24 protein-coding genes and 1 tRNA gene are annotated in these 25,264 nt (G+C 62.8%); 11 read left to right on the top strand and 14 right to left on the bottom strand.

The annotated features are described in order from the left end of the window. Window positions 1-191: 191 nt before the first annotated feature. Both WBQ96_RS21325 and WBQ96_RS21320 read right to left on the bottom strand, forming a co-directional pair. Complete coding sequence (locus WBQ96_RS21325) at window positions 192-1,670, bottom strand: ABC transporter permease (protein WP_442920877.1); 1,479 nt, start codon at window positions 1,668-1,670, stop codon at window positions 192-194. Window positions 1,671-1,977: 307 nt separating this feature from the next. Beyond that, entirely contained in the window at window positions 1,978-3,027 is a 1,050-nt protein-coding gene (locus WBQ96_RS21320; RefSeq protein ID WP_165114895.1) for a Fe(3+) ABC transporter substrate-binding protein, read from the bottom strand. 344 nt (window positions 3,028-3,371) lie between these two features. On the opposite strand from WBQ96_RS21320, the gene WBQ96_RS21315 reads away from it, so the two are divergent. Further along, window positions 3,372-3,836, top strand: coding sequence for a GNAT family N-acetyltransferase (locus WBQ96_RS21315; RefSeq protein ID WP_336554073.1), 465 nt, complete (start codon window positions 3,372-3,374; stop codon window positions 3,834-3,836). 18 nt (window positions 3,837-3,854) lie between these two features. Here the strand turns inward: WBQ96_RS21315 and WBQ96_RS21310 are convergent, their stop codons facing one another. Next, the gene (locus tag WBQ96_RS21310; RefSeq protein WP_336554071.1) at window positions 3,855-4,208 is read right to left on the bottom strand and encodes a hypothetical protein; all 354 of its coding nucleotides are present in this window, start codon (window positions 4,206-4,208) and stop codon (window positions 3,855-3,857) included. Between the two features lie 170 nt (window positions 4,209-4,378). Here WBQ96_RS21310 and WBQ96_RS21305 point away from each other — a divergent pair, with 170 nt between their 5' ends. Next, window positions 4,379-4,822 (top strand): SRPBCC family protein, encoded by a 444-nt coding sequence (locus WBQ96_RS21305; protein WP_336554070.1) that lies wholly within the window; start codon window positions 4,379-4,381, stop codon window positions 4,820-4,822. An 82-nt stretch (window positions 4,823-4,904) separates the two neighbouring features. Here WBQ96_RS21305 and WBQ96_RS21300 read toward each other — a convergent pair whose 3' ends face one another. Next, entirely contained in the window at window positions 4,905-8,576 is a 3,672-nt protein-coding gene (locus WBQ96_RS21300; RefSeq protein WP_336554068.1) for a PAS domain S-box protein, read from the bottom strand. Between the two features lie 271 nt (window positions 8,577-8,847). Between WBQ96_RS21300 and WBQ96_RS21295 the strand changes: the two genes are divergently transcribed. The 3 genes from WBQ96_RS21295 to WBQ96_RS21285 all read left to right on the top strand — a co-directional run bounded on the left by WBQ96_RS21295 (window position 8,848) and on the right by WBQ96_RS21285 (window position 10,494). Further along, window positions 8,848-9,309, top strand: coding sequence for a phasin (locus WBQ96_RS21295; RefSeq protein ID WP_165114905.1), 462 nt, complete (start codon window positions 8,848-8,850; stop codon window positions 9,307-9,309). 270 nt (window positions 9,310-9,579) lie between these two features. Continuing rightward, window positions 9,580-9,656, top strand: a tRNA-His gene (locus WBQ96_RS21290). A 583-nt stretch (window positions 9,657-10,239) separates the two neighbouring features. Next, on the top strand, window positions 10,240-10,494 hold the full coding sequence (locus WBQ96_RS21285; protein WP_336554065.1) for a hypothetical protein: 255 nt from the start codon (window positions 10,240-10,242) through the stop codon (window positions 10,492-10,494). A 35-nt stretch (window positions 10,495-10,529) separates the two neighbouring features. Here WBQ96_RS21285 and xseA read toward each other — a convergent pair whose 3' ends face one another. Then, window positions 10,530-12,095 (bottom strand): exodeoxyribonuclease VII large subunit, encoded by a 1,566-nt coding sequence (xseA, locus tag WBQ96_RS21280; RefSeq protein WP_336554064.1) that lies wholly within the window; start codon window positions 12,093-12,095, stop codon window positions 10,530-10,532. Between the two features lie 125 nt (window positions 12,096-12,220). Here xseA and WBQ96_RS21275 point away from each other — a divergent pair, with 125 nt between their 5' ends. Both WBQ96_RS21275 and WBQ96_RS21270 read left to right on the top strand, forming a co-directional pair. After that, on the top strand, window positions 12,221-13,165 hold the full coding sequence (locus WBQ96_RS21275) for a DMT family transporter (protein WP_336554063.1): 945 nt from the start codon (window positions 12,221-12,223) through the stop codon (window positions 13,163-13,165). Between the two features lie 40 nt (window positions 13,166-13,205). Then, window positions 13,206-14,243: a zinc-dependent alcohol dehydrogenase family protein gene (locus WBQ96_RS21270; protein ID WP_336554062.1), complete on the top strand. Its 1,038-nt coding sequence runs from the start codon at window positions 13,206-13,208 to the stop codon at window positions 14,241-14,243. A gap of 234 nt (window positions 14,244-14,477) precedes the next feature. Here WBQ96_RS21270 and WBQ96_RS21265 read toward each other — a convergent pair whose 3' ends face one another. Then, window positions 14,478-15,434, bottom strand: coding sequence for a LysR substrate-binding domain-containing protein (locus WBQ96_RS21265; protein ID WP_336554061.1), 957 nt, complete (start codon window positions 15,432-15,434; stop codon window positions 14,478-14,480). A gap of 183 nt (window positions 15,435-15,617) precedes the next feature. On the opposite strand from WBQ96_RS21265, the gene WBQ96_RS21260 reads away from it, so the two are divergent. After that, on the top strand, window positions 15,618-15,908 hold the full coding sequence (locus WBQ96_RS21260) for a DUF1127 domain-containing protein (RefSeq protein ID WP_336554059.1): 291 nt from the start codon (window positions 15,618-15,620) through the stop codon (window positions 15,906-15,908). 110 nt (window positions 15,909-16,018) lie between these two features. Here WBQ96_RS21260 and WBQ96_RS21255 read toward each other — a convergent pair whose 3' ends face one another. Then, window positions 16,019-17,080, bottom strand: coding sequence for a DUF937 domain-containing protein (locus tag WBQ96_RS21255; protein WP_336554057.1), 1,062 nt, complete (start codon window positions 17,078-17,080; stop codon window positions 16,019-16,021). A 92-nt stretch (window positions 17,081-17,172) separates the two neighbouring features. After that, window positions 17,173-18,546 (bottom strand): glutamate--cysteine ligase, encoded by a 1,374-nt coding sequence (locus WBQ96_RS21250; protein WP_165114921.1) that lies wholly within the window; start codon window positions 18,544-18,546, stop codon window positions 17,173-17,175. Window positions 18,547-18,744: 198 nt separating this feature from the next. On the opposite strand from WBQ96_RS21250, the gene WBQ96_RS21245 reads away from it, so the two are divergent. After that, entirely contained in the window at window positions 18,745-19,149 is a 405-nt protein-coding gene (locus WBQ96_RS21245; protein ID WP_336554054.1) for a GNAT family N-acetyltransferase, read from the top strand. Between the two features lie 41 nt (window positions 19,150-19,190). Here WBQ96_RS21245 and WBQ96_RS21240 read toward each other — a convergent pair whose 3' ends face one another. Both WBQ96_RS21240 and WBQ96_RS21235 read right to left on the bottom strand, forming a co-directional pair. Beyond that, window positions 19,191-19,925, bottom strand: a complete 735-nt coding sequence (locus WBQ96_RS21240) for a 16S rRNA (uracil(1498)-N(3))-methyltransferase (protein ID WP_336554052.1) — start codon at window positions 19,923-19,925, stop codon at window positions 19,191-19,193. A gap of 214 nt (window positions 19,926-20,139) precedes the next feature. Continuing rightward, on the bottom strand, window positions 20,140-20,787 hold the full coding sequence (locus tag WBQ96_RS21235; RefSeq protein ID WP_336554050.1) for a hypothetical protein: 648 nt from the start codon (window positions 20,785-20,787) through the stop codon (window positions 20,140-20,142). 74 nt (window positions 20,788-20,861) lie between these two features. On the opposite strand from WBQ96_RS21235, the gene WBQ96_RS21230 reads away from it, so the two are divergent. Next, window positions 20,862-21,560, top strand: coding sequence for a type 1 glutamine amidotransferase (locus WBQ96_RS21230; RefSeq protein WP_336554048.1), 699 nt, complete (start codon window positions 20,862-20,864; stop codon window positions 21,558-21,560). A 221-nt stretch (window positions 21,561-21,781) separates the two neighbouring features. Further along, window positions 21,782-21,913: a hypothetical protein gene (locus WBQ96_RS21225; protein WP_337035924.1), complete on the top strand. Its 132-nt coding sequence runs from the start codon at window positions 21,782-21,784 to the stop codon at window positions 21,911-21,913. A 20-nt stretch (window positions 21,914-21,933) separates the two neighbouring features. Here WBQ96_RS21225 and WBQ96_RS21220 read toward each other — a convergent pair whose 3' ends face one another. The 4 genes from WBQ96_RS21220 to WBQ96_RS21205 form a co-directional block, all read right to left on the bottom strand. Then, window positions 21,934-22,458 carry a hypothetical protein gene (locus tag WBQ96_RS21220; protein WP_336554044.1) on the bottom strand — a complete coding sequence of 175 codons (525 nt, stop codon included), beginning with the start codon at window positions 22,456-22,458 and terminating at the stop codon, window positions 21,934-21,936. A gap of 38 nt (window positions 22,459-22,496) precedes the next feature. Then, window positions 22,497-23,204 carry a metallophosphoesterase gene (locus WBQ96_RS21215; RefSeq protein WP_336554216.1) on the bottom strand — a complete coding sequence of 236 codons (708 nt, stop codon included), beginning with the start codon at window positions 23,202-23,204 and terminating at the stop codon, window positions 22,497-22,499. A gap of 79 nt (window positions 23,205-23,283) precedes the next feature. Continuing rightward, a complete protein-coding gene (locus tag WBQ96_RS21210; protein ID WP_336554042.1) occupies window positions 23,284-24,420 on the bottom strand; it encodes an alpha-hydroxy acid oxidase in 1,137 nt (378 codons plus the stop codon). A gap of 16 nt (window positions 24,421-24,436) precedes the next feature. Beyond that, window positions 24,437-25,243: a FadR/GntR family transcriptional regulator gene (locus WBQ96_RS21205; protein ID WP_336554040.1), complete on the bottom strand. Its 807-nt coding sequence runs from the start codon at window positions 25,241-25,243 to the stop codon at window positions 24,437-24,439. Window positions 25,244-25,264: the final 21 nt, after the last annotated feature.

Genomic DNA, 25,264 nt, shown 5'->3' with positions numbered 1-25,264 from the left:
GCATTCCGGTAAGGACTTGTTAAGGATTGGCCGCGATATTCGTTCGTAACTTGAGGGAGAAATCCCGTTCCTCACCTCCCGAGGAAAGCCAGTTCGCTCAAGTCCCCGTTGTGACAGCAATCAACACTCAGGCGTTCCCTTTGGAACGCCTTTTTCTTTTCTGCAGAGGGAGTTGGCGGCCGGCGCTACCGCTACATCTGCGCTTCACGGTCGCGGGCGAGCGCGCCGGACAGAAGCAGCACCGGCACCAGCGCTGTCAGGATGATGAGGATCGCTGCCACCGCGCCATCTTCCGGCACGCCGCGCGAGGCGTTCTCGTAAACATAGGTCGCCAGCGTGTTGAAGCCGAAGGGCCGCAGCAGGATCGTCGCTGACAGTTCCTTGATCGTGTCGACGAAGACGAGAACGGCGGCGGTGAAGATCGCGGGCTTGAGCAGCGGCAGCAGCACACGCGCGGCACTGCGCGCCGGCGTCTGGCCGAGGCTGCGGGCCGCTTCGTCGAGATTGGGCGGCAGCTTCTCCATGCCCGAGCGGATCGCGCTTTCGGCAAGTGCCAGGAAGCGGATGGCGCAGGCGATCACCACGGCAGCCGCCGAACCGGTCAGCAGAAGCCCTGTGCTGAAGCCGAAATGCTCGCGGGCAAAAGCGTCGATCGAGTTGTCGAAACGGGCCAGTGCGAACAGCAGCCCGAGCCCGAGAATGCCGCCGGGCAGGGCATAGCCGATCGAGGCCAGCCGCACTGCGCCGGTGATCATATGCGAGCGTGCCAACCGCACCGCGTTGATGAGAAACAGCGCCAGCACGACGGTGATGAACGCCGTGACCGCAGCGGTGGCGACGCTGTGCAGAAAGGCTTGCCCAAGGGCCGGCGAGGAGAACTGTTCCAGCCGCCGCGCCGCATACTGACCGAAGACGAACATAGGAATGCCGAAGCCGCACAGCACCGGCAGGCAGGTCGCCAGCAGCGCCAGCACGGCATGCCAGCCGGTGAGCCGCACGCGGGGAGGGCGCGCGCGCATATGCGTGGCGCGGCCGGTGTGAAAGCGCTGGCGCCGCCGCGCCCATTGCTCGGCGGCGAGCAGCAGGAAGACCAGCAGCAACATCAAAAGCGCGATCTGCGCGCCGCCCTCAAGGCTGCCGCGATTCAGCCATGTCGCATAGACCGAGAAGGTCAGCGTGCGCACGCCGAGATATTCGGCGGCACCGATGTCGTTGATCGTCTCCATCAACACCAGCGCCACGCCTGCGACGATCGCCGGCCGCGCCACCGGCAGCAGCACGCGCCAGAAGACCTTTGATGGTTTCGCACCCAGCGTGCGCGCGACATCGGCGATGTTGCGACCCTGCATCAGGAAGATGATGCGCGTGGTAAGGTAGACATAGGGGTAGAGCACCGAAGACAACACGAAGGCTGCCCCGGGCGTCGAGCGGATGTCGGGAAACCAGTAGTCGCGGATGGTCTGGAAGCCGAAAATGTCCCGCACCAGGCCCTGCACCGGCCCGGTATAGTGAAAAAATTCGCCAAAGGCGTAGGCGGCGAGATAGGGCGGCACCGCCAGCGGCAGCACAAGGGCCCATGACAGCGTCTTGCGCAACGGAAACTCGTAGGCCACGACCAGCCACGCGCCAGCGACGCCGGCGATCGAGGTCAGTATCGCCACCAGCGCCATCAGGTAGAGCGTGGTGACGCTGGAGCCCGGCAGCACATTGGCAATCAGGTGCGGCCAATCCTCGCCGGTTCCGCTCAGTGCGACATAGGCGAGCGACAGTATCGGCAGGAGAACGCAGGCCGATACCGCAAGCGCCAGCAGATGCGCCGGCACATGGCGGTTGCGCTTGACGCGCAGCGGCTGCGGGGGTTTGGCCCCGACGGCCGGCGCGTCCTCGATGCGTTGCAGTGCGGTCAATTCACGCTCGGTTCAAAAACGGGAAAGCCGGGCCATGATTGCCCGGCTTTCCCTTGATCAATTCATGGCCTCAGCTTGCCGGGCCGTCGTCGAGGCCGACGCGGTCGACCATTTCGGAAGCGGCCTTGCGGTTCTTGGCGATCTCGGCCAGCGGCAGCGTGTCGGCCTTCAGCTCGCCGAATTCCTTGACGACCGGCGACGGCTCAAGGCCCGGCTCGACCGGATATTCGAAGTTCTTCTCGGCATAGACCTGCTGCGCCTTGTGGCTCGACAGGAACTGGATGAGCTTGACGCCGTTGTCGTGGTTCGGCGCGTATTTGGCGAGAGCGGCGCCCGAAATGTTCACATGGGTCAGGCCGTTTTCGAAGGTCGGGAAGATGACGTTGATGGCATTGCCCCATTCCTTCTCCTGCGGGTCCTTTTCGTTGGTCCGCATCAGGCCGACATAATAGGTATTGCCGATGGCGATGTCGCATTCGCCGGCAGCAATCGCCTTGGCCTGCGGACGGTCGCCGCCTTCCGGCTTGCGCGCCAGATTGGCCTTCACGCCCTTCATCCACTCTTCGGCCTTTTCCGGACCCCAATGGGCAATCGCCGCGCCGAACAGCGCCAGATTGTAGTCATGCTGGCCCGAACGGATGCAGATTTTTCCTTTCCACTTCGGGTCGGCCAGATCGGCATAGGTGATCGCCGTGTCCTTGACGCGGTCCTTCGAGGCATAGACGACGCGGGCGCGCTTGGTCAGGCCGAACCAGTGGCCTTCCGGGTCGCGATATTCGGCGGGCAGGTTGGCGTTGATTGTGGCGTCGTCCAGCGCCTGCGTTACGCCCTTTTCCTTGGCGGTGGTGAGGCGGGCGACATCGACCGTCATGATGACGTCGGCCGGCGAATTCTGGCCTTCGGCGAGGATGCGTTCCTCAAGACCCTTGTCGAGGAACAGAACCTCGGTCTTGATCCCGGTCTCGGCGGTGAAGGCGTCGAGCACCGGCTGGATCAGCTCGGGCTGGCGATAGGTGTAGATGTTGACCGTGCCGTCCGCCAGCGCGGTGCCTGCAAAGAGGGTGGCGAGGGCAAAAGCAGCGTATCCGGCCATCTTCGACCGGGCGTTTCCAATTGTCATTGTCTCTCTCCTGACCAGAGGGGTTCAAGGCCCCAGGGGTTTGCTGGCGACGGCGCCATTGCCGGGCCGATCGTCTACTCGTCTATTTATAGAGAGGGGTCAATACAAAGGCCAATGAATTCAATAGTTTAGAATTATTCTAAACTGGATGCTTTTTGACAGCTTTTCAAGGGTTTGGGGGCCTCACAATGCGCAAGCGGTGGTCTCGCCTGTGGGCAACGAATGAGCGTCATTCCCGACTTTTCGCATTCCGGCCGCAAGGTCTCCACAAACACATCCAATTTGCCCTCGATGCTGGTTTGCGGACGTTGCTTTGCGCGCGTCCTGACCGTTAGAGAAAAGGCATGAACGATAACAATCCGACCTATGAACTCCGGCCAGCTGCCAAGGCCGACCATGATGCGATTGCCGATATCTGGCACAGCAGCGCGAGCCTGGAAGGTGTCGGCCCTCCGACCATGCCGACCTTGAATGAGCTGAGAGCGCGCGTCGATCCGGAGTTTGCCGCTGGCTGGGTGGTGACGCTCGCCGTTCGCGGCGACGAGGTGGTTGGCTTTGCCGCGATCAAACCGCGCGAAGCGGTTCTCGCCGAACTCTTCGTTCGCCCCGGTTCGATTGGCGGCGGCATCGGCCGGGCGCTTCTTGCCCACTGCAAGATGGCAATGCCGGAGGGCTTCACCTTGTACACGCGATCCTCCAACATCAGGGCTCGCCGCTTTTACGAGAAAGCCGGCCTGATCTTTCTCCGCGACGCTGTGCATCCGCGAACCGGCGACCCGGTAACGCATTATGGCTGGAACGTACGATGAGGGTGTTACAGCGACACCCTAGCCGCACATCTCGGGAACAGCGTCATTCAGGCGCTGCTCCTTCACGGCGGCAACGAGGTTGACGCCAAGCGCCAGGCAGACCAACAGACAAGCGCAGGCAACAACGAGTTTGAACGGCTTCCTGAGGTGCCGCCCATTCACGAACGCTCCGGCACCGTACAAGACCAGTCCCAGCCCGGCGAAAAAGAACACCAGCCCCGGCCCGTCGCAATCGATCCCGTCTCCGCCCCAGGCCTTGTATTCGTTCGCCGGCAACAGTCCCATCAAGGCGACGGGCAGGGCGATAACGAGAGCCGCATAGCCCAGGAAGGCCCAGATGCGCCGTTGCGGATGATGTTCGATCTCAGTCATGGTCGCAATTCTTGAGGGTGTGCAGTGGGTGAAGCCGAGGCGGGCAGTCGGCGACATTTGAGATGCCGACGGCTACCATTCCAAGAAAAAATTGAAGACCTGTGTCGGATTGACGAAGCTTCATTCGTCCTAGGAGCATAGACAGCAGTTCAACCACAAGGATAATCGATATGCCCAGCACCGTACGCTTGCATCGCGTTTTGGCAACCAGCCCGGAAAAAGTCTATCGCGCGTTTCTCGAGGGAGATGCAGTAGCAAAATGGCTTCCGCCCAACGGCTTCGCCTGCACGGTTCATCATCTGGAAGCAAAAGTCGGCGGCACGCACAGAATGTCGTTCCGCAATTTCACGACGGGCAACAGCCACGCGTTCGGCGGCGAATATCTCGAACTCGTTCCGGGCGAACGCCTGCGCTATACGGATAAATTCGACGATCCTAACTTGCCCGGCGAGATGGAGGTTACCGTGACGTTGAAGAAAGTATCGGTCGGAACCGAGCTGGATATCACGCAGGCCGGCATTCCGGACGTCATCCCGGCCGAAGCCTGTTATCTCGGTTGGCAGGAGTCGCTTCGAAACCTGGCAAAGCTCGTCGAACCGGAAATCAAAGAATAGCCCATCATTCTGAAAGGCCGGAAGCGGAAGCATTCTCTCGCTGAAAGCATTCGAAGCATTCGATGCATTCGTTACCGGCCTTCTACTCCGCCAGCACCCGCGTCGACGGAAACGTCACCTCCACCATCGTGCCTTCGCCGGGCGTCGAGGTAATCGAGAAGCGGGCGCGGTTGGCTTCCACCATCGCCTTGGTCAGCGGCAGGCCGAGGCCTGTGCCGTCGCCGCGCGCGCGCTTCAGCGCGTTGATCTGCTTGAAGGGTTTCAGCGCCTGTTCGATCTCGGCATGGGTCATGCCGATGCCGGTGTCGCGCACCCGCATGACGATGTCGCCTGAGGCCTCATAGGCGGTCGATACAATGACCTGCCCGCCGGCCTGCGTGTAGCGGATGGCGTTGGACAGCACATTGAGCGCGATCTGGCGGATCGAGCGCAGATCGGCGACCACGTCGGGCAGTTTCGAGGCAAAACTGGAACGGATGATGACCCGCTCGCGGTTGGCCTGCGGCTGCATCATCGCCACCGTCTCGCCCAGCGTGTCGTTGAGCGACACCGCCTCATGGGCCATTTCCTGCTGGCCGGCCTCGATCTTCGAAATGTCGAGCAAATCGTTGACGATATCGAGCACATGGTTGCCCGAGCGGTTGATGTCGCGCAGATAGTCGCGATAGCGGTCGTTGGCGATCGGCCCGAACTTTTCGTCCACCATCAGTTCGGAAAAGCCGATTATGGCGTTGAGCGGCGTGCGGATCTCGTGGCTGACGCGAGCCAGGAAATCGGTCTTCTGCGAGGAGGCACGCTCGGCCACGCTGCGCGCCTGGGTCAGTTCCTCCTCGGCGCGCTTCCATTGGGTGATGTCGCGCACGACAGCGCAATAGCCGCTCTCATTGGGCAGGCGGCCGATGGTCATGAACAGCGGAATGAAGCGGCCCTGCGCCTCGCGGCCGATCACCTCGCGCCCGTCATTGAGCACGCTGGCGACGCCATGGTCCGACATGCCGTTGAGATAGTCATGCGCGGCGCGCTGGCTTTCCATGGCGAAAAGCGAGGCGAAGGGCTTGCCGGTCACCTCGTCGCTATCGAAGCCGAACAGCGCCTCGGCTGGCCTGCTGATCGAGCGGATCGTGCCGTCATTGGAAATCAGCACGACGCCGTCGGTTGCCGTGTCGATGATGGTGCGCATTTCGGCAACACGGCTGTGAAGCTCGTTCTCGCTCGGCGACAGCACCTGAAGCGGCGCGATGTCGGCCTCGCCGGTGCGGCGTATGACCAGCATCAGCGCCTTGCCGCCCTGCCAGGGCACGGAGCGCAACAGCGCCTCGATCGGAAATTCCAGCCCGTCGGCAGTGCGCAGCTTGAGATGATGCTGTTCGGCCGGTTCGTTGTCGTCATAGCTTTCGGCAAACAGCGCATCGAGCCCGCCCGCCTCGGCGAGTTGCTCGACCGACTGATAGGCGGTCAGCGTCAAAAACTCTTCATTGGCGTAGTGCAGTACATCGCCCGAATGGATCAGCACCGGCACCGGCAGCTTTTCGAGGATCGGCGTGTCAGAAGGCGCGGATTCGCCAGTCTCGGCGATCTCAGGCTGCAGCTCTGCCGTCTCCTCGGCCATAGCCGCATGTTCGGTGGTTGCCCCATCGGCATCGTTGCCGTTTGCCGCAACCGGACGCTCGTCGTCATGCGCCAGCCGGCTCGCATCGTCGATGCCGATAACCGGAGGGATGGTGTCGTTCGCGGCGTTCCCGATGACGGGCTCGTCCCGCGAGACGTCGACATACGTCTTCTCTTCCGGCGCGCCTGCGTCTTCGCTTGGCTTGTCGGCCGTTGCCTCAGCTGCCAGATCCGCTTCCGGGGCATCAGCCGCAGGAGCAAACATTTCGCCCTGAACCTCGGCAGGGCGCGTTTCCGGCCCGGCCATGTCGGTTGCCGTTGGGACGATTGGCTCCGATGTGGCGTCTTCGGCTTCCTGCAATTCGACAGGCGAAATCTCGTCTGCCGGACCGAGCAAGGGCTCTGCCTGCGGTTCGACCGTCTCCTGCCTGCCGGCCTCGTCGTCCGCTGGCTGCTCGCCTGTTTCGCTCTCAGCCGCGCCGACAGTCTCGCCACGCTGCTTCAGCCTTTCGCCGATCTCGCGAAACGCGCTGCGCTCGATAGGGGAAAGGCCTTTTTCAGGCACGGCAGCCGGGCGATGCTCGGCCAGGCGGATGACCTTGTCGGCGAAGCGGCGGTTGTCGGGCTTCGGCACGATCGTCAGCGCCGGCACCTCGCCCTGAAACGGGTCGGGGGCCTGCGTGTTTTCAGGCACTGGCTGCGCGCGGGTTTCTTCGGCGGTGGTGCTTTTGCGCGGCTCGCCGGTCGAGGGCACCAGAACCAGCCCAAGGCCCTCCGGATCGGTCACGGCATCGGCCTTGCGGGCGACGCCGAAACCGCGAAAACCTTCAAAGTTGCGGTCGCGGCCATAGACGGGCAAAGCGGCGAGATCGACGGGGATCTTCAGATCCGTTCCGGCCACCGGCCACAGTACAGAGCGGCCCGACCACGTGTCGCGGCGCTCGAGCAGATCGGCAATCTCGCCCGAGGGATCGAGCCCGAAGGTCATGGCGACATCGCGGAAGCGCCGGCCAATCACGTCTGCTGCAAGCGGCCCGACCACCTCGATGAATTCGCTGGAAACCGCGCTGAATTTCCCCTCGGCATCGGTGCGCCAGACGAAACGCGTGGGCGGTGTCAAGCGGTCAATCTCCACCGGCCTGCGTTCCGCGGCGGCTTCGGTCCTGCCCGCTTCGCTGGCATTGAAATACCAGTTATCGTGGTCGCCTTTGGCGGCGGCCTCTGCAGGCGTTTCCGAAATCGGCAGCTGCGGCGATTCATCGTCTTCCGGAGCGGAAACCTTCGCTGCGGGACTTTCCGTTGCGGCTGTCACCGGGCTTTCGGCAGCGGTGGCAGGCTTTGCGTCGGTCGATGCCGAGACATGCGCCAGTACATCAGCCACCGAGGCGGCCGGCACCAGCGGAACCTCGGCCACCGGGGCCGCAGGCGCAAAAACCTTGTCGTCGGGAACTTCTGCAGTCGAAATCTCGTCATCGGCAAACTGGCGCTCGTCGATCACCACCAGCAGATGCCGCGCCGGCTTATCGACCAGCCGCGCCAGTCCGGCGGGGAAGGAGCGCCCCGCTCCCGGAACCATCCGCTTCACCAGCCGCTCGCGTTCGCCGCTTAGTTCCACGACCATCTCGGCCAGCGTTTTTTGCGAGATGCCGAGTTCGGCGAAACCTTGCGAGGCTGCTTCCACCGCGCCCTGTGCGTCGATCAAGGCTGCGAACTGGCCGCGCTCGTTGAGGCCGCTTATGGCGCGCTCGGCAATGTCGCCGTCGCTGCGTCCGCCTTCCGGTATAGCCGGCACCGCCAGCAATATTGCGTCCTCGCCGTCCGGCAGGGTCAGGGCGCTTGCGGTGAAATTGACGGCGCGGCTGCTGACCCCGGTCGCCAGCCGCACGGCGAGGTTCCGGTCGCGGCCGATTCGCGGAAAGCAGCTCGTCGCCATGATCTGGCGTCTGGCGGTCGGCCCGAGCAGGGGCGGCTCGCCGATGATCGATTCGATGTCCGGATAGCCGAGCAGGGCCGCACCCGGTCCGTTCGCCCAGATCACCTGGTCGAGGTCGGTCGTCAGGATGGCCAGCGCGTCGCCGGCTGCAAAACGCTGCCGCACGTCGTCGAGTATGGCTACATCGATGAACGAATACGAAGCTGACGGCATGCGCTGCACGAACTCCCAGGCGGAGACAGATTCTCTGCGGTTAACTCTTTGTTAATAACAAGGCGGCGGGGCAAACGTCCACAAAACAGCGCGTTTGAGCACCGAAACCCGATGGTTTGGTTAACGCGCCGCGATGGCTTGACCCGCTTGGATGACGGTTTTGTTGCAGTGCACAAAAGATATTGCAATGCACCATTGGCTACGCTATATGGAGATTACGCATGAACGAGACCGGCTTTCGCAAGATCGGTCCACCGAAAAGGATGGAAATATGTCCAAGACCGCAACCAAAACTGCTGAATTCGCCAACGTTGAATTCCCGACCTTCGATGCCTCCAAGGCCACCGACCAGTTCCGTGCCTTCGCCGAAAAGGGCGTCGAGCAGTCGAAGGAAGCCTACACCAAGATTAAGTCCGGCGCCGAAGAGACCCAGAAGGCTTTCGAATCGACCTTCGAGACCGCCAAGGCTGTCGGCAGTGAACTGTCGCTCAAGACCATCGCCACGCTCCGCACCAATGCCGAGACCGGCTTCTCGCATCTCGAAGCCCTGTTCGGCGCCAAGTCGCTGTCCGAGGTGATCGAGCTTCAGACCGCTTTCCTTCGCAAGGGCGCCGAGACTGCCGTCGAGCAGGCCAAGGAATTCCAGGCCGTTTCGACCAAGGCTGCCACGGACGTGACCAAGCCGATCAAGGACGTCTTCGAAAAGACGTTCAAGGACCTCAAGGTCGCCTGATTTCAGGTGACTTCATAAATACCCGAAGGGCGGTACCTCCTCCCACCAAACTTCGGGCATGACGGCCGGAATCCTCCTCCCTCCGGCCAGATACAAGGAAAAGACCGGCACCTCCTCCCGCCGGTCTTTTTCTTTTTGGGCAAGGCGTTGCGCACTTTCCTGTGACTCTTATTCGCCCTGCGGCCAAATTGACCGGAATAACCGTCGCCAAGCGTCTTGAAATCTCCGTCGTTTGTCCGTATTGGAGCGCTTCGCCAGACGATGGCCTGCGCGGTTGTAGCTCAGTTGGTTAGAGCGCCGGATTGTGGATCCGGAGGTCGGTGGTTCGAGCCCACCCAACCGTACCATTCCTTTCTCAATAAAATCAGGCATGCTCTACAGGCGGGCGATAGCTCCTCCGCCGATGGCGCTCATGCCACGCAGGTGCCGCATAGCCGAGCATCTTGCGGGTGCCAGATGTCCGGTTAGTTTCCGCAGAGGAGGCGATAGCACTCTACGGCGCGGGCATATTCCAGGTCGTCTGGCGGGGGCATCCGACGTCCACCGTCGTACCGTTCAAGGACGCGCGAACAGGGTGCGCCGTTCACCGCAATTGCGTTCGGGGCAAGCAACAGCAATCCGCTCAAGAAGACGCATCCGGCACTGGCAGCGAGGAAAAGATAGCGCTTGTCCATGGCGACAAGGATATGGCGGGCGAACGCGCAAGACAACCGCTGATTGCATCCGTGTCTAGCCGAACATGGCTCGGCCATCTTTCCCGGCACCGCCAAAAGGCAACATCGCGATATCATCATGTTCGCGCTTGTTTTTATGCTTGATTGGAGCGGCCCCTGGAAAAATGCTAACTTCATTCGTCGCCGCACATTGTCCACGGACACTGGCGATCGAGAGACAAGACTTGGCTCCCGCCCTCGAAAAAGGGAGTAAGGCATGGCCACCAAATCGCCGACGCAACCGACAGGACGCGTCTATTTTCCCAACGAGCTGAAACTGCTGCGGGAGATTTTCGACAATTGCACCGCTGGCCGGACCGACCGCGAAAAAGTGGCCGGCATAGTCGCCAAGCGGCTGATGGATGCTTATGAAAACGGCATTCGGGATGAGAAGCTATTGCGGCTCATAGCTGTGGGAAATCGCGCTACCACGGTAACGCATCCCGCCACGACCGTCCAGCATCATCTCTGAAAGGCACGCTGGCGCGTTGCCGTGTTCAACACATCCTAAAACAGCGAACCCTGCGTGCCGGGGACTTTGGCCTTGGGCGCCGGTTTCGGCTGCGGCTTGGGCCGTGCGGTACCTTCGCCGGCAACGACGCCCACCGTGCCGTCGGCGAAGGTGAGCGAAAGTGCTGCATCGGCCGCCACCTCCGCCGCCCGCTTCACCAAAACGCCGTCCGCATCCGTCACCAGCGCAAAGCCGCGCTCGAGAATCGATTGATGCGAAAGCGTCGACATCAGCCGCTCGGCCTGCGTCAGCCGGCCGCGCAGCCGTTCCAGCCGGATTTTCGTCACCTGATCCATCCGCCGCTGCAGGGCGGTCAGCGTATCGCCAGCCAACCGTTGCCGGCGCACCAGCGGCTCCGGCGTGATGCGCTGCGCCGTGCGGTCGAAACGCGTGCGCCGCTCGCGCAGCATGGCGCGAAGGGCGGCATAGGCGCGGGCGATGTCGCGGTCTGTGGTCCTGCGGGTTTCGGCAAGCCGACGGTCGAGCGTCGCCGGCGACAGGCGGATGGCCGAAAGCCGCGCCCGCTTGCGCTCGGTGCTGACGATCAGCGCGCGCGAAAGCCGGCTGGTCGCCTCGTCGAAGTGCCGGCGCGGCAGCGCTAGCAACTGATCAGGCGAGGGCAGGGCGCGCGCAGCTGCCCGCAGCGCCTGCCGCTTGCGGTCGAAATTGCGCGACATGCAGCCTTTCAGCCGCGCGCCGAGATTGGCCAGCGTCGCCTCGAGATCGGCTTTCACCGGCACCGCGATTTCGGCCGCACCCGTCGGTGTCGGCGCGCGCACGTCTGCGACCAGATCGACCAGCGTCCAGTCGGTTTCGTGGCCTACCGCCGAGATCACCGGAATGCGGGACGCAGCGACGGCGCGCGCCAGCGCTTCGTCGTTGAAACCCCAAAGATCTTCCAGGCTGCCGCCGCCGCGCGCCACGATCAGAAGATCGGGCCGCACGATCGCGCCGTCCGCAGCAAGTGCGTTGAAGCCGGCAACGGCGGCGGCAACTTCTGCCCCGGACGTATCGCCCTGCACACGCACCGGCCAGAGTAGCACATGCAGCGGAAACCGGTCCTTGATACGATGGATGATGTCGCGGATGACGGCACCCGTCGGCGAGGTGATGACGCCGATGACCATCGGCATGAACGGCAGTCGCCGCTTGCGTTCGCTGTCGAACAGACCTTCCGCGGCCAGCCTGCGCTTGCGCTCTTCCAGCAACGCCATCAGTGCGCCGGCGCCGGCTGGCTCCAGATTGTCGATGACGATCTGGTATTTGGACGATCCCGGATAGGTCGTCAGCTTGCCGGTGGCGATGACTTCCATGCCCTCTTCGGGCCGGAATTTCAGCCGGCTCATCGTGCCTTTCCACACCACGGCCTCGATGCGGGCGCGGTCGTCCTTCAGGCTGAAATAGGCGTGGCCGGAAGAATGCGGCCCGCGATAGCCGGAAATCTCGCCGCGCACCCGCACATTGCCGAAGGCATCCTCGACCGTGCGCTTCAGCGCGCCAGAAATCTCGCTCACCGTATATTCGGCGGCGTTGGTCTTCGATTCGGGCAGAAAATCACTCATGGCGCGATTGGGGCCATTCCCGTGCGTCGGGTCAAGTCCGTTCGCCCGCACATATCGTTTGTCTCAATGTTTCAATCAGAAGAATTGGATGGACGCCTGCCACCTCGACGACCTACCTGAGGCGCATGAGCACGCAGACCGAAACCATCGCCACCCCTCAGGCATCGCCCGCCGTCGACAGGCCGTTCCAGCCGCTCGACTATGGGCTTTATGTCCTGACGGTGCTGTCATGGAGCGTTTCGTGGTTTGCCATCTCCCTGCAGGTCGGCACGGCTGTGTCGCCGGAGGTCAATCTCGTCTGGCGCTTCGCCATCGCCACTGTGCTGATGTTCGGCTGGGTGATCTTCAGCGGCAAGCAACTGCGCTTCCCGCTCTCCGATCATCTGCGCTTTGCGCTTCTCGGCGTGCTGATCTTCTCGTCCAACTTCCTGTTTTTCTACTACGGCGCGCTCTATCTGGTCAGCGGCCTTTTGTCGGTGGTGTTTTCGCTGGCATCGGTCATCAACATGCTGCTGGGGGCCGTCATCATGCGCGAGCGCCCGGCGCCGCGCATATTGATTGGCGGTCTGCTTGGCTTTGCCGGCATCGCCTTGATGTTCTTCCCCGAAATCGCCGCCCACGGCCTGTCCGGCGGCACGCTCACGGGCCTGCTTCTGTGCATCGCCGGCACGTTTTCCTTCTGCCTGGGCAATCTGGTTTCGGCGGCCAATCAGCGCAGAAAACTGCCGCTGATTTCCACCAGCGCCTGGGGCATGCTCTATGGCACGATCTGGGCGGCGTTCCTCGCCCTCATGCTCGGCAAGCCGTTCATCATCGCCACCACGGTTTCCTATCTCGGTTCGCTGGTCTTCCTGGCGGTGGTGTCGACGGTCATGGCCTTCGCCTCCTATCTCACGCTGCTCGGCCGCATTGGTGCCGCGCGGGCTGGCTATGCTACCGTCATTTTCCCGGTCTTCGCCCTGCTCGTCTCGACCGCACTCGAAGGCTATGTCTGGACCGCTTACGCCATTGCCGGCCTCGTTTTTGTCGGGCTTGGCAACGTGCTGGTCATTCGCGGCGGCCGGCGATAGTTTCGCGGTCTTTCCAATCCGAAGCTCCCAAGGATTATCGATGAAAGCTGTTCTGTTCGAGCATTTCCGCGAAGCGCCAAGCATCCGCAACGTGCCTGACCCGAAACCCTCGACCGACGGTGTGGTCATCAAGGTCGAGGCGACCGGCCTGTGCCGCAGCGACTGGCACGGCTGGATGGGCCACGACGCCGACATCGTGCTGCCGCATGTGCCGGGCCACGAGCTTGCCGGAACGGTGCAGGCGGTTGGCCGGCAGGTCACGCAGTGGCGCGTCGGCGACCGGGTCACGGTGCCGTTCGTCGGCGGCTGCGGCCATTGCCACGAATGCAATTCGGGCAATCATCAGGTCTGCGAGCAGCAGTTCCAGCCGGGCTTCACCGCCTGGGGTTCGTTCGCCGAATATGTCGCCATCGACTATGCCGACACCAATCTGGTGCGCCTGCCGGAAGCGCTGGATTTCGTCACCGCCGCCAGCCTCGGCTGCCGCTTCGTGACGTCCTTCCGGGCCATCGTCGACCAGGCCAAGGTGCTGCCCGGCGAATGGGTGGCGGTGCATGGCTGCGGCGGCGTCGGCCTGTCGGCAATCATGATCGCCACCGCCATGGGCGCCAATGTCGTCGCCATCGATCTCACCGAGGAAAAGCTCGCCTTCGCCCGCGAGCTCGGCGCGGTCGCCACCATCAACGGCGCGGAGCAGGATGTCGTCGCGGCGGTGAAGGAAATCACCAAGGGCGGCGCGCATGTCTCGGTCGACGCACTCGGCCACCCTTCCACCTGCTTCAATTCCATCGCCAATCTACGCCGGCGTGGCCGTCACGTTCAGGTCGGGCTGATGCTCGGCGATCACGCCACGCCGCAGGTGCCAATGGACAAGGTCATCGCCCATGAGCTGCAGATCGTCGGCAGCCACGGCATGCAGGCGTTCCGCTACAAGGCGATGATGGACATGCTCGAAACCGGCAAGCTGCAGCCGCAGAAGCTGGTCGGCAAACACATCAGCCTCGCCGAGGCGCCGGTGGCACTGATGCAGATGGACCGGTTTGATGGGACGGGGATCAGTGTGGTGGACAGGTTTTGAGTAAGTTGCGGTAACAAGATTGCCCCTCACCCTTACCCATTCCGGGGCGAGCCACGGGTCTCGCCCGTCCTTCGGACCCCCGTGAAGTACGGGGAGAGGGAGGCTTGAACGTTGAGGCTCTCCTTCTCCCGTTGCAAGCAGAGGGACACTGGCCGCAACGCTGGCGACCCCCTCTCCCCGTCCTTACGGGGAGAGGGTAAGGGTGAGGGGCAGCGCAAGCCTAGAAGGAAAATCTCACCACCCCGGCATGACATGGCTCGGCTTCAGCCGCTTGCTGCGAATGCCAGTCAGCGCCGCAAAATCGAATGTTCCCGTCTCCTGACCCGCCGGCACAGAAATATTGTCGAGGCTTTCGGCGATGTGCCGGGCCAGCGCCTCGACGATATCGGCGCTGGCAGTGTGCCCGCGCATGATGCCAATCTTGCAGTCGGGCAGGGCGCCGAACCCGTCGGCCTCGCCAAGCACGCGCATGCCCGGCCTGAGCGCGCATTCCGGCAGCACCGAAATGGCCAACCCTGAAAGCACGGCGGCGGTGATGACGGTGGCCGACCAACTTGTGAACAGGATGCGATAGTCGCGCTGCATGCGGTCGAGCACGTCGCATGCCCCGCGCCGCCAGATGCAGGTCGGGCGGCCGAAGGCCATCGGCAGGATTTCCTGCTCATGCGTGGCGTGGTTGGCCGAACTCACCCACAGAAGCGGCTCGCGCCGCACCACTTCCGACTGCCCCTTCACGTCGTCATGCGTCACCAGCGCCAGGTCGAGATGCCCGCGTTTGATGTGCTCGACGAGGTTGAAGGTAGGCTCGCATATGACGGTCAGCTCGACGCGCGGGTTCGACCGGGCAAAGCGCGCCATGATCTCCGGCAGGAAGCGGTCGGCATAGTCGTCCGGCGTGCCGATACGGATCGTGCCTTCCAGGCTGCGGTCGTCGAAGGCGGCCAGCGTCTCGCGGTTGAGATGGATCAGCCGCCGCGCATAGGAGAGCAGCTTTTCGCCTTCTTCCGTCAGCTTGTTGGTGCGCCCGTCCTTTTCAAACAGCGGCTTGCCGATGCGCTCTTCCAGCCGGCGCATCTGCATGGACACCGCCGATTGCGTGCGGTGAACCTCGTCGGCGGCCTTGGTGAAGCTGCCGGTGTCGGAAATCATGATGAAGGTTTGCAGTTGATCGAGATCGAGCGGCGCGGCCATGACTTTCATCCATCATCGATGTTGATGATAAAGATTAAAAACATTCGTTGGATTAATCAATACGGCGATGGCAAAGTCATAAGCGTCCACAGGAAGCGACGCAAAACACCGATGCGGAGCGCGATTTGCGCGTGTTCGTCTCGGAACGGCTTTCTGTGCCCTAACTCTTGAAAGGAGAGTGCCATGACCACGATCGATTACGCCGCCAAGACGATGCAGACTGCAGCGCGTCCGGTGCTTACCGTTCGCATCGTGAACTGGCTCTCCAACACATATCGCGCCCTGAAAAATCGCCGCGAATTCTACCGAATGGGCGAAATGACCGACCATGAACTGGCTGATATCGGCCTGACGCGGGCTGACCTCCACGTCGTCGTCGACCTGCCGTTCGGCGTCGATCCGACCGCGCGCCTCGGCTCGATGGTCAGCGCTCGTTCGGACGTGATCGAAGATATGGCCCGCCGGGTGCATTAAGCCCGACGCCTGAATTACTGCAGGCTCCCCACTCCCTGCCGGTTTCCCTCCGGCCCGCCTGCACGCTGCCCGGTCCTCACGGACCGGGCATTTTTATTGGCCGAACAGCCTCAGCGCCGCCGGTCCATGCCCTTCGTAAACTGCTCGAAGATCGATTCCACGCCCTTCTGGTAGTCGTCGCGCTGCTGTGAGCCGGTCTCGAACATCTTGCCGAACAGATCGTCGTACGGGTTTTTCGGTTGCCCGCTCGGAGCGGCCTGCGGCTGCGCCCCGCCGCTCGGTTGAGCAGCACCTCCACCGAACATGCCCTCGAGAATCTGTCCGAGCGGATTGTCGCCAAGCGGGTTCTGGCCCTGGGGCTGCGCGCGGCCAGTGGGCTGCTGCCCGGCCTGTCCGCCACCGAACATGCCTTCGAGGATTTGTCCAAGCGGGTTGTCGCCAAGCGGGTTCTGGCCCGGCTGCTGCACCCTGCCGGTCGGCTGAGCCGCGCCACCGCCGAACATCCCCTCAAGAATCTGGCCAAGCGGATTGTCGCCGGCCGGGGCCTGCGCCTGCCTTTGCGGCTGGCCTGCCTGACCGCCGCCAAACATGCCTTCGAGGATTTGCCCGAGCGGGTTATCCGAAGGGCTTGCCGATTGCGGCGCCTGCTGCTGTTGGGCAGCACCGCCCATGCCGCCCTGGCGCATCATCTGCTCGATGATGTCGCCGAGCGGATTGCTGCTGCCGCCGCCAAGACCGGCTGCCTGGACCTGATTGGTCGATTGCTTGAACAGCCCGCCCATCACCATCGTCGCGATGGCCGGCAGCATCTGCTTCAGCACATCCTGGCCGATGCCGGTGGCTTGCGCCGCCTGTGTGGCAACTGCGCGCGAAAGGTCTTTCGAACCGAACAGATGGCCCAGAATGCCGTTGCCCTCGGCCATGCCGGCCGGAGAAAAGGCTGCTGCCGGGTTCTCGAAATATTTGGCGTGCTGCCCGCTCGCCATCGCGCTCAGGAACGCGCCGGCGCCATAGGGATCGGCGGTGTTCTGCTTCAGCCCTTGCGAAAAGGCCGGCAGCAAGGCCGCGACGGCCGATTGCGCCTGCTGCGGCGACAGCCCGAACTGCCGCGCCAGCGCATCCATGCCGTTGCCGTTCTGGGCATTCGTCAGCATGTCGAATAGTGAAGCCATTTTCGATCTCCTCGGAGTGTCTCGCCGGGGAGCAGCCTAACCCAAACCCGTGGACCCGCCTACGGGATTGTTACGGGCGAATGCAGAGACCGTTAATACGCATACTCAAGGAAAGCCGGCTCGATCGAGCCGCCCCAGCGGGTGTGATAGGCGTTGAGCATTTCCTGTGCGCTGGTGGTGCCGCGCGCCACCACTTCATCGAGCGTGGAGAGGAATGTCGTCTCGTCATAGCCGTCGCGGTTCAGGCGGGCGCGGTTCTTCAGGCCCTTGCGTGAAATCGCCAGCACCTCGCGCGAAACCTCGCGCAGATCGGTGTTGCGGAATGGTGCGCCGATGCCTTGCGCCGGCACCGCGTTGCGCATCGCCAGCACCTCCTCATAGGTCCAGCTTTTCGTCAGGGCTTCCGCCGCATCCAGCGCTTCCTCATCATAAAGCAGCCCGACCCAGAAGGCGGGCAGCGCGCAGATGCGGCGCCATGGTCCGCCATCCGCGCCGCGCATTTCCAGAAAACGCTTCAGCCGCACATCGGGAAACAGCGTCGACAGATGATTGGCCCAGTCGCCGATGGTCGGCATGCCGTCCGTCAGTTCCTTGCGCGCGGCACCCGCCATGAACTGGCGGAAGGTTATGTGGGTCATGTCGTGATAGCGGCCGTCGCGGATGACGAAATACATCGGCACGTCGAGCGCCCATTCGACATAGTCGGCAAAGCCGAATTCCGGCGAGAAGCAGAATGGCAGCAGGCCCGAGCGCTGGTTGTCGGTGTCGGTCCAGATCTCGCCGCGCCAGCTCTGCAGCCCGTTGGCGTGGCCGTCGGTAAAGGGCGAGTTGGCGAAGAGCGCCGTCGAAAGCGGCTGCAGTTTCAACGAGACCTGCATTTTGCGGCGCATATCCTCTTCCGAGGAGAAGTCGAGGTTCACCTGGATCGTGCAGGTGCGATACATCATGTCCAGGCCCTTGGTGCCGACCTTGGGCATGTAGTTGGTCATGATGTCATAGCGCGATTTCGGCATGCGCGGCGTCTCGGCCAGCGTCCATTTCGGGCTGCCGCCGAGGCCGAGGAAGCGGATGCCGAGCGGCTCGGCAATCTCGCGCAGCTGCGCCAGATGCGCATTGCCCTCGCGGCAGGTCTGGTGGATCGTCTCCACCGGCGCGCCGGAAAGCTCGAACTGCCCGCCGGGCTCCAGCGAGATCGCGCCCTGCCCGGTCGGCTCGACCAGCCCGATGATGCGCTCGGCATCGACGATCGGCTCCCAGCCCAGCGTGCGCTGCATGCCTTCCAGAAGCGCGCGGATTCCGCGGTCGCCGCCATAGGGAACCGGGCTGTTGCCGTCGACATAGAAGGGGAATTTCTCGTGCTCGGTGCCGATGCGCCATTTTTCGCGCGGCTTGTTGCCCTCGGCCAGATAGGCGACGAGTTCGTCCACGCCTTCGATCGGCCGGAAATCGGTGGTGTCACGCGCCATAGTCTACCCTCTCGCCGCTCGAAAAAAGCGTCGCGCTTGATGGACGCAATCATATCTCGCGATCAAGCAAAAAATCCTGATCATTGGTTCAACTCAAATTGAGCATGCTGGCGAATCGAAAAAGCGTCGAAAATCATGCTCAAACGACAGCGTGCCGTGTCTTGAGCCGCACATCGCGAACCCGGAGGGCATTACTGCATGAATTTTACGTGGATCGAGCATTTTGGCGGCGACCGTGAGCAGGAACTGTTCGAGCTTTACCGACAGGAATGGTGGACCAGGGATCGCAGCTTTGAAGACGTCGCCCATATGCTCAAGCATTCCGACATCGTGCTTGGCTGCTGCACCGACGGCGACCGGCTGATCGGCTTTGCGCGGGCGCTGACGGATTTCACCTTCAAGGCGATGATCTTCGACGTGATCGTCCACGCGGATTTTCGTGGGTCAGGCGTCGGCAAGGCGATCGTGGAGAGGATCATCGGCCTGCCGTCCCTGGCGCGCGTTTCCAGTTTCGAGCTGTATTGCCCGGAGCGGCTCGTCCCCTTCTATGAGAAACTCGGTTTTGCCGAAGGGTCGGCGAAACTGCTCTTTCATCAGCGGTGAAACTCAGACGGCCGGCGCAGCAGAGTTCGCGTGTTGCCTGTTCACCAGTCCCCGATCGTCGCCTGCAGCACCGCCATGGCAGCCACCGCTGCTGTGTCGGCGCGCAGGATGCGGGGCCCGAGCGGAATGGCGCTCACGAAGGGCAGGGCATAGAGCTGCTTGCGCTCATCTTCGGAAAAGCCGCCTTCCGGGCCGATCAGCAGGCCAAGCTTGCGCTCGGTGATGGCCTGAAGCGCGGGCAGTGGATTGTTGGTCTCGGCACTCTCGTCGCAGAAGATCAGCCGCCGGTCCGTCTCCCAACCGGCGATCAGCCTGTCGAACTTCTGCGCCTCGCGCACTTCCGGAAGCGCAAGGATGCCGCATTGCTCGGCAGCTTCCACGACATTGGCGCGCAGCCGGTCGATGCCGGGCTTGGCGATCTGCGTGTGCTGGGTGACGACGGGCTGCAGCACGCCCGCGCCCATCTCGACCGCCTTCTGCACGAGATAATCGAGCCGCCCCTGTTTCAGCGGCGCGAAGCAATAGACGAGGTCGGGGAGTGGCGGTTGCGGCCGCGTTTCCTCGACCGCACGTAGCCGCACCGTTTTTTTGGTTTTGGCCTCGATCCGCGCCAGCCATTCGCCGTCGCGGCCGTTGAAGACGAGCAGTTCCGCGCCTTCGGAGAGGCGCAGCACGTGGATGAGATAATGGCTCTGCTCCGTGCCCGTTTCGAAAACGGTATCCCTGGCGAGGTCCTGCGGCACGAACAGCCGCTGCATTTTGTAGTTTGCGCGCATGGCCGATGAATGCTGGAGAGGAGAGGGGAGGTCAAGTGTTGGGTGGTAATCGGCTTGGGATTCCCCCTCTCCGTCGCGCTTCGCGCGCCACCTCTCCCCCATTTCATGGGGGCGAGGAACCTAGGTTCTGTGAAGCAGCGACCCCTCAGAACTTGGGTTCCTCGCCCCTGCGAAGCGGGGGAGAGGTGGCGCGCGAAGCGCGACGGAGAGCGGGTTACCTCCCAACACTCTCATGCCAGACCGGCCCATACCCAGCCCGCAGCACCGCAACCGTTATCGCCGGCGTCAGCAGCAAAAATCCCGGCGATGCAATATCAAAGCCCTCCCGCGGAAGCTCATAACCTTCGAAACTCCAGCGCCGAAGCCCGCCCTGATGTACCGCATAAGCATCGCCGTCCCGCGCCACCATCGCCCCATCCGGCAGTCGCTCCAACGCACCCGCCTTCAGCGCCACCGCCCGCCCACCGGCCGCCAGCCGCTCGCCATGCAACCTTGCATCCATCTCCGGCGCTTTCGGCTTCACCACCCCGAATGCCTCGCCATAACGCCCCGCAAATTCCTTCGCCTGCTCGCGCTGGCAGTAGAAGCAGGGCCGATGCCCTGCTGCCAGCGCCGTCACCTCGTCGAGAAAGAATAGCTCGGTCCAGCCGGCATTGCCGCTCGGCGTGTTGCGGCCCATCACATCGCGCCGCTTGCCGCGGAATTGGCACACGCAGATGATCCATGCGCGGGTGGCCCAGCGCCGCTTCAGCAGCGTGCGCGTTGCGGGATCGTGGATGACGCCGCGATTTCCCGTGAACAGGCCGCGCGCCGGCACCGCATGGATATCGCCAAAGGGATCGACCCGGTTTTGCAGTGGCATATCGGTTCCTCTCTTTTTGGCGATTGCCGCGCATGATATCGGGGCGGGAGAGTTTGTCATCGCGAGGGTCCTTCATGCGGGTGCTGGTCGTCCAGAATTACGACAATACCGGTCTCGGCCAGGTCGGCGCCGCATTGCGCGAAGCCGGTGCCGAAATCGACCTGCGCAATGCTCATCACGGCGATGCCATGCCGAAAGACGCCAGCGGCCACGACGCCATCGTCGTGCTCGGCGGCGGGCAGAATGCGCTGGCCGACGACAAGTATCCCTATATTCCGGCCCTGCTCGACCTGATTCGTGATTTCGAGGCCAAGGATCGTTCGATCCTCGGCATCTGCCTCGGCAGCCAACTCATGGCGCGGGCCTTTGGCGGCGAGAACCTGATCGGCACCTCTCCCGAATTCGGCTGGCGGCGGATCGCGCTGACGGAAAATGCAGAAGCCGATCCCGTTCTCGGCGCGCTGCCGAAGGATTTTTCGAGCTTCCAGTGGCACGACGACACCTTCACGCTGCCTGAAGGCGCTGTGCATCTTGCCGCGAACGAGGCGACGCAGAACCAGGCATTCCGCGTCGGCCGCGCCGCCTACGGTTTTCAGTTCCATTTCGAGGCCGACCAGCCGCTGGTGCGCTACTGGAACGCGTCGTTCCCCGACCTTCTGCGCGAGCGCCAGCCCGGCTGGCTCGAGCGTCACGAGGAAGAGGCAGCAGCCCACGGCGCCGAGGCTGATGCCGCCGGCTTGTCGATCGCCCGCGCCTGGGTCGCCACCATCTGAGGGCCATCTACCTCTTTTGCACGTGGCAAAAATAACACGTCCGTAAGATTACGTGACTGTGTGCTTTTCGAGCACTGGACGTCCCGGAGGCCGCAAGCCTAGAAGGACGCCGCTTCCGCCAACAAACCGGACGATTCAACCGACGGGCTGCCCGCCGAAGCGAAACACATTCGTAATAATTTCATGAAGAGATGCAGGAAGCCGCAACCGAGATGACCGCCGTGAAAGCCGCTTTACTGTCCTTTGCAATGCTCTCTGCCATCGTTATCTGCGGTCTCGGCATCTATGCTGCCGATGCTTCTGCCGACCACAACGTGGTCGATGGCTACGGCGTCACCGCCGCAAGCTACTAAGGCGCTGCGGGTCACTCCCGTCAGGGGCGACTGGAATCCTGCAGGCCTAGTTTTTCGACCGTCGTCTTGAGCGGAACGGCAAAGGAAACGTATTTTGCCGTCGCGTCCTCGCGGTAGAACGCGCCGACCTGCACATCGCCTTTCATCCAGTGATCCCAGTCGATTTCGCCGTCTTCCTGTTCCGTATGAAACGGATCACCGAACTCGCGCAGTGCATCGTTGCGATCATGGATAGGGCCGCTGCTGAAGGGTATCGGGCCGACATATGCCTGCCGCTTCTTGCCGGGCCTGTCGTAGGCGAAGATGGCGGAAAGGATCGCCTTGCCGCCATCCTTGGGCACGCCGAAGCTATGTTTGTAGTCCGTGTGAAATTGGAATGCGAGTTCGATACCGAGCGAATTCAACTCGCAATGTCCGGTGCCGCCGCCACGTTGCGCGCGGCCCGGCATCAGCGAGACATCGAACCCGGCGGTTGCCAGCAGATCGGACAGCCCGGTGTTTTGTTCGGAATGCCCGAGGAAGGGCAAAAGTGCGCTCAGTTCCATGGTTTCTCCGGTTTCAATCCTGCAGTGCCACGCTCAGATCACGAACTTATGTCGCCGTTCACTGAAAGAATGCGCTTTTGGGCGCCGTCTATGACGAGCGCGGTCAGCATGCCCGACTTGTAGGCAAGCGTGTCGACATTGACCCGGTTGGCCATCACTTCGGGTTCGTCTTGCGGCGTGTGACCGTGCACGACCACCTTCGGGTGCGGGTACGGATAGTTCAGGAATTCTCCGCGTATCCAGATCAGGTCCTGGCTGTCCTGCATTTCGAGCGGAATGCCCGGCCGAATGCCTGCGTGGCAGAAGAAGAAATCGCCGAAACTGGCCGAGTAACCGAGATCGGCGAGAAAAGTCAGATGATCCGCCGGCACCGCATCCATAAGCGCGGCATGGCCTTTCCTGCAACGCTCCGCACTCGTGAAATCGAGGTCGATGCCGTAGGAAAGTGCTGTCTCCTTGCCGCCATAGCGCGCAAACAGACCGTCGGGCTCGGGATTTGCCAGAAAATCAAGGAAACCGCGATCATGGTTTCCGGCAAGCGAGATGATCCGGCTGTCGCGCTTTTCGGCCTTGAGCAGAAACTGCACAACGCCCTTCGAGTCCGGCCCGCGATCGACATAATCGCCGAGATGGACGATGCGCCAGTCGGCCGGAGGGTCCCGCTCCAGTTCACCTTCGATCCGCGCATGCATCTTTTCGATCAGGTCCAGCCGTCCATGCACATCGCCGATCGCATAGATGCGCATGCCTTCCGGTCCGGCAGCGTCGAGATAATGAATGCCTGTGCTCAATGCGCCCGCCGTAGGTTCTTCATGTGCGCCGGCGTCATCTGCAGAGCATCTCCTTGCTGGCATCGTTGATGTCGCGCTTGCCGCACAGCGCCATCGTCATGTCCAGCTCCTTGCGGATGATTTCCAGCGTCGTCGTCACACCTTGCTTGCCCATAGCGCCCAGCCCGTAGAGGAAGGGCCTGCCGATATAGGTTCCTTTCGCGCCCAGGCACAGCGCCTTCAGCACGTCCTGGCCCGAGCGGATGCCGCCGTCGAAGTGAACTTCTATCTTGTCACCCACGGCCTCAATGATTTCCGGCAGCACCGAAATCGAAGAACGCGCGCCGTCGAGCTGGCGGCCGCCATGATTGGAGACGATGAGGGCATCCGCGCCCGTCTTCGCCGCCATGATGGCGTCCTCCTTGTCGAGAATGCCCTTCAGGATCAGCTTGCCGCCCCAGCGTTCCTTGATCCAGGCAACGTCATCCCATGACAGGCTCTGGTCGAATTGTTCCGCCGTCCATGAGGACAGCGAAGCCAGGTCCGTCACGCCCTTGGCGTGGCCGACGATATTGCCGAAGCTGCGGCGCGGCGTGCCCAGCATGCCCATCCACCAGCCCGGACGCCTGCCGATGTCGAACAGGGTCTTCGGCGTCATCTTGGGCGGTGCCGAGAGGCCGTTGCGCAGGTCTTTGTGGCGCTGCGCCAGCATTTGCAGATCGACCGTCAGCACCAATGCCGAGCATTTCGCAGCCTTGGCGCGGTCGATCAGGTTGTAGACGAAATCCCTGTCGCGCATCACATAGAGCTGGAACCAGAACGGCTTCTTCGTAACCTTGGCGACGTCCTCGATAGAGCAGATGCTCATCGTCGACAGCGTGAACGGCACGCCGAATTCTTCCGCCGCCTGCGCCGCCAGCATCTCGCCGTCGGCATGCTGCATGCCCGTCGATCCGGTCGGCGCCAATGCGACCGGCATCGCCACCTTCTCGCCGATCATGGTCGAGGCCAGCGAGCGATTGTCCATGTCGACCAGCACGCGCTGGCGGAATTTTATCTTGGAAAAATCTTCCTCGTTCGCCCGGTAGGTGCTTTCCGTCCATGAGCCGGAATCGGCATAGTCGAAGAACATCTTCGGCACACGGCGGCGAGCCAGGTTCTTGAGGTCGTCGATGGTGAGGATTTGTGACATTCGTCTTTATTCCTGGCTACTTCCCGGTTCCGGTCTTGCGCGCCGCATCGCCCGCTTCGGAGCGTTGACGCAGTCTCAGTTTCGATACGCGCTGCCAGTCGCCGGTGCGTTCGGCTTCCGTCATCGCGCGTTCGACATAGGTTATGTGGTCCATCGCCGCCTTGCGCGCTGCGGCTGGCTCGCCGCCCGCCACCGCCGCGTGGATGGCGCGGTGCTGGGCAAGCAGTTCGTCGCGCGCGCCGGGCAGGGCATAGACCAGAAGCCGGCTCTGGAACACGCCGTCCGACAGCAGCCGGTAGCAGGAGCGCAGCGTGTGCAGCAGGATGATGTTGTGCGCGCATTCGCCCACCGCGTGATGAAACTCGACGTCGATCTCCGCCTCTTCCTCGAAGTCGACGCGCTCATGCACCGCTTCCATGCGCTCCATGATGCGCTCCAGCAGCGCGCGGTCGTCGGCGGTGGCGCGGCGCGCGGCGTATTCCGCCGCCACGCCCTCGATTTCGCGGCGATATTCGAGATAGTCGGAGGCCGCCTTGCTGTGCGTGCCGATCAGGTCGAGCATCGGCTTGGTGAAGACCTGGCCGATGACGTCGGCAACGTAGGTGCCGCCGCCGTGGCGCGTCACGATCAGCCCGCGTGTTTCCAGCGCCTTCAGAGCATCGCGCAGGATCGGCCGCGACACGTCGAACTGGCGCGCCAGTTCGCGCTCGCCCGGCAACCGGTCGGAAACGCGCAGCACACCCTCGAGGATGAGGCTCTCGATCTGCTGCACCACCTCGTCGGCGGTGCGCGAATGCTCGATCCTGGAGAAAATCTCGCTCAAGCGAAGTGTCCGGTGAGGCCG

Origin of the sequence: Mesorhizobium sp. CCNWLY176 (assembly GCF_037153935.1) — a bacterium.
In the GTDB taxonomy this organism is placed as follows: Bacteria; Pseudomonadota; Alphaproteobacteria; order Rhizobiales; family Rhizobiaceae; genus Mesorhizobium_M; species Mesorhizobium_M zhangyense.
Note: the sequence above shows the minus strand (reverse complement) of the source record. Positions and strands in the feature narration are given on the sequence as shown.

Bases quoted from the DNA above. Each gene is read 5' to 3' on its own strand.
- WBQ96_RS21325 (WP_442920877.1), bottom strand. From the start codon at position 1,670: ATGGCGCTGGTGGCGATACTGACCTCGATCGCCGGCGTCGCTGGCGCG.
- WBQ96_RS21320 (WP_165114895.1), bottom strand. From the start codon at position 3,027: ATGACAATTGGAAACGCCCGGTCGAAGATGGCCGGATACGCTGCTTTT.
- WBQ96_RS21315 (WP_336554073.1), top strand. From the start codon at position 3,372: ATGAACGATAACAATCCGACCTATGAACTCCGGCCAGCTGCCAAGGCC.
- WBQ96_RS21310 (WP_336554071.1), bottom strand. From the start codon at position 4,208: ATGACTGAGATCGAACATCATCCGCAACGGCGCATCTGGGCCTTCCTG.
- WBQ96_RS21305 (WP_336554070.1), top strand. From the start codon at position 4,379: ATGCCCAGCACCGTACGCTTGCATCGCGTTTTGGCAACCAGCCCGGAA.
- WBQ96_RS21300 (WP_336554068.1), bottom strand. From the start codon at position 8,576: ATGCCGTCAGCTTCGTATTCGTTCATCGATGTAGCCATACTCGACGAC.
- WBQ96_RS21295 (WP_165114905.1), top strand. From the start codon at position 8,848: ATGTCCAAGACCGCAACCAAAACTGCTGAATTCGCCAACGTTGAATTC.
- WBQ96_RS21285 (WP_336554065.1), top strand. From the start codon at position 10,240: ATGGCCACCAAATCGCCGACGCAACCGACAGGACGCGTCTATTTTCCC.
- xseA (WP_336554064.1), bottom strand. From the start codon at position 12,095: ATGAGTGATTTTCTGCCCGAATCGAAGACCAACGCCGCCGAATATACG.
- WBQ96_RS21275 (WP_336554063.1), top strand. From the start codon at position 12,221: ATGAGCACGCAGACCGAAACCATCGCCACCCCTCAGGCATCGCCCGCC.
- WBQ96_RS21270 (WP_336554062.1), top strand. From the start codon at position 13,206: ATGAAAGCTGTTCTGTTCGAGCATTTCCGCGAAGCGCCAAGCATCCGC.
- WBQ96_RS21265 (WP_336554061.1), bottom strand. From the start codon at position 15,434: ATGGCCGCGCCGCTCGATCTCGATCAACTGCAAACCTTCATCATGATT.
- WBQ96_RS21260 (WP_336554059.1), top strand. From the start codon at position 15,618: ATGACCACGATCGATTACGCCGCCAAGACGATGCAGACTGCAGCGCGT.
- WBQ96_RS21255 (WP_336554057.1), bottom strand. From the start codon at position 17,080: ATGGCTTCACTATTCGACATGCTGACGAATGCCCAGAACGGCAACGGC.
- WBQ96_RS21250 (WP_165114921.1), bottom strand. From the start codon at position 18,546: ATGGCGCGTGACACCACCGATTTCCGGCCGATCGAAGGCGTGGACGAA.
- WBQ96_RS21245 (WP_336554054.1), top strand. From the start codon at position 18,745: ATGAATTTTACGTGGATCGAGCATTTTGGCGGCGACCGTGAGCAGGAA.
- WBQ96_RS21240 (WP_336554052.1), bottom strand. From the start codon at position 19,925: ATGCGCGCAAACTACAAAATGCAGCGGCTGTTCGTGCCGCAGGACCTC.
- WBQ96_RS21235 (WP_336554050.1), bottom strand. From the start codon at position 20,787: ATGCCACTGCAAAACCGGGTCGATCCCTTTGGCGATATCCATGCGGTG.
- WBQ96_RS21230 (WP_336554048.1), top strand. From the start codon at position 20,862: ATGCGGGTGCTGGTCGTCCAGAATTACGACAATACCGGTCTCGGCCAG.
- WBQ96_RS21220 (WP_336554044.1), bottom strand. From the start codon at position 22,458: ATGGAACTGAGCGCACTTTTGCCCTTCCTCGGGCATTCCGAACAAAAC.
- WBQ96_RS21215 (WP_336554216.1), bottom strand. From the start codon at position 23,204: ATGCGCATCTATGCGATCGGCGATGTGCATGGACGGCTGGACCTGATC.
- WBQ96_RS21210 (WP_336554042.1), bottom strand. From the start codon at position 24,420: ATGTCACAAATCCTCACCATCGACGACCTCAAGAACCTGGCTCGCCGC.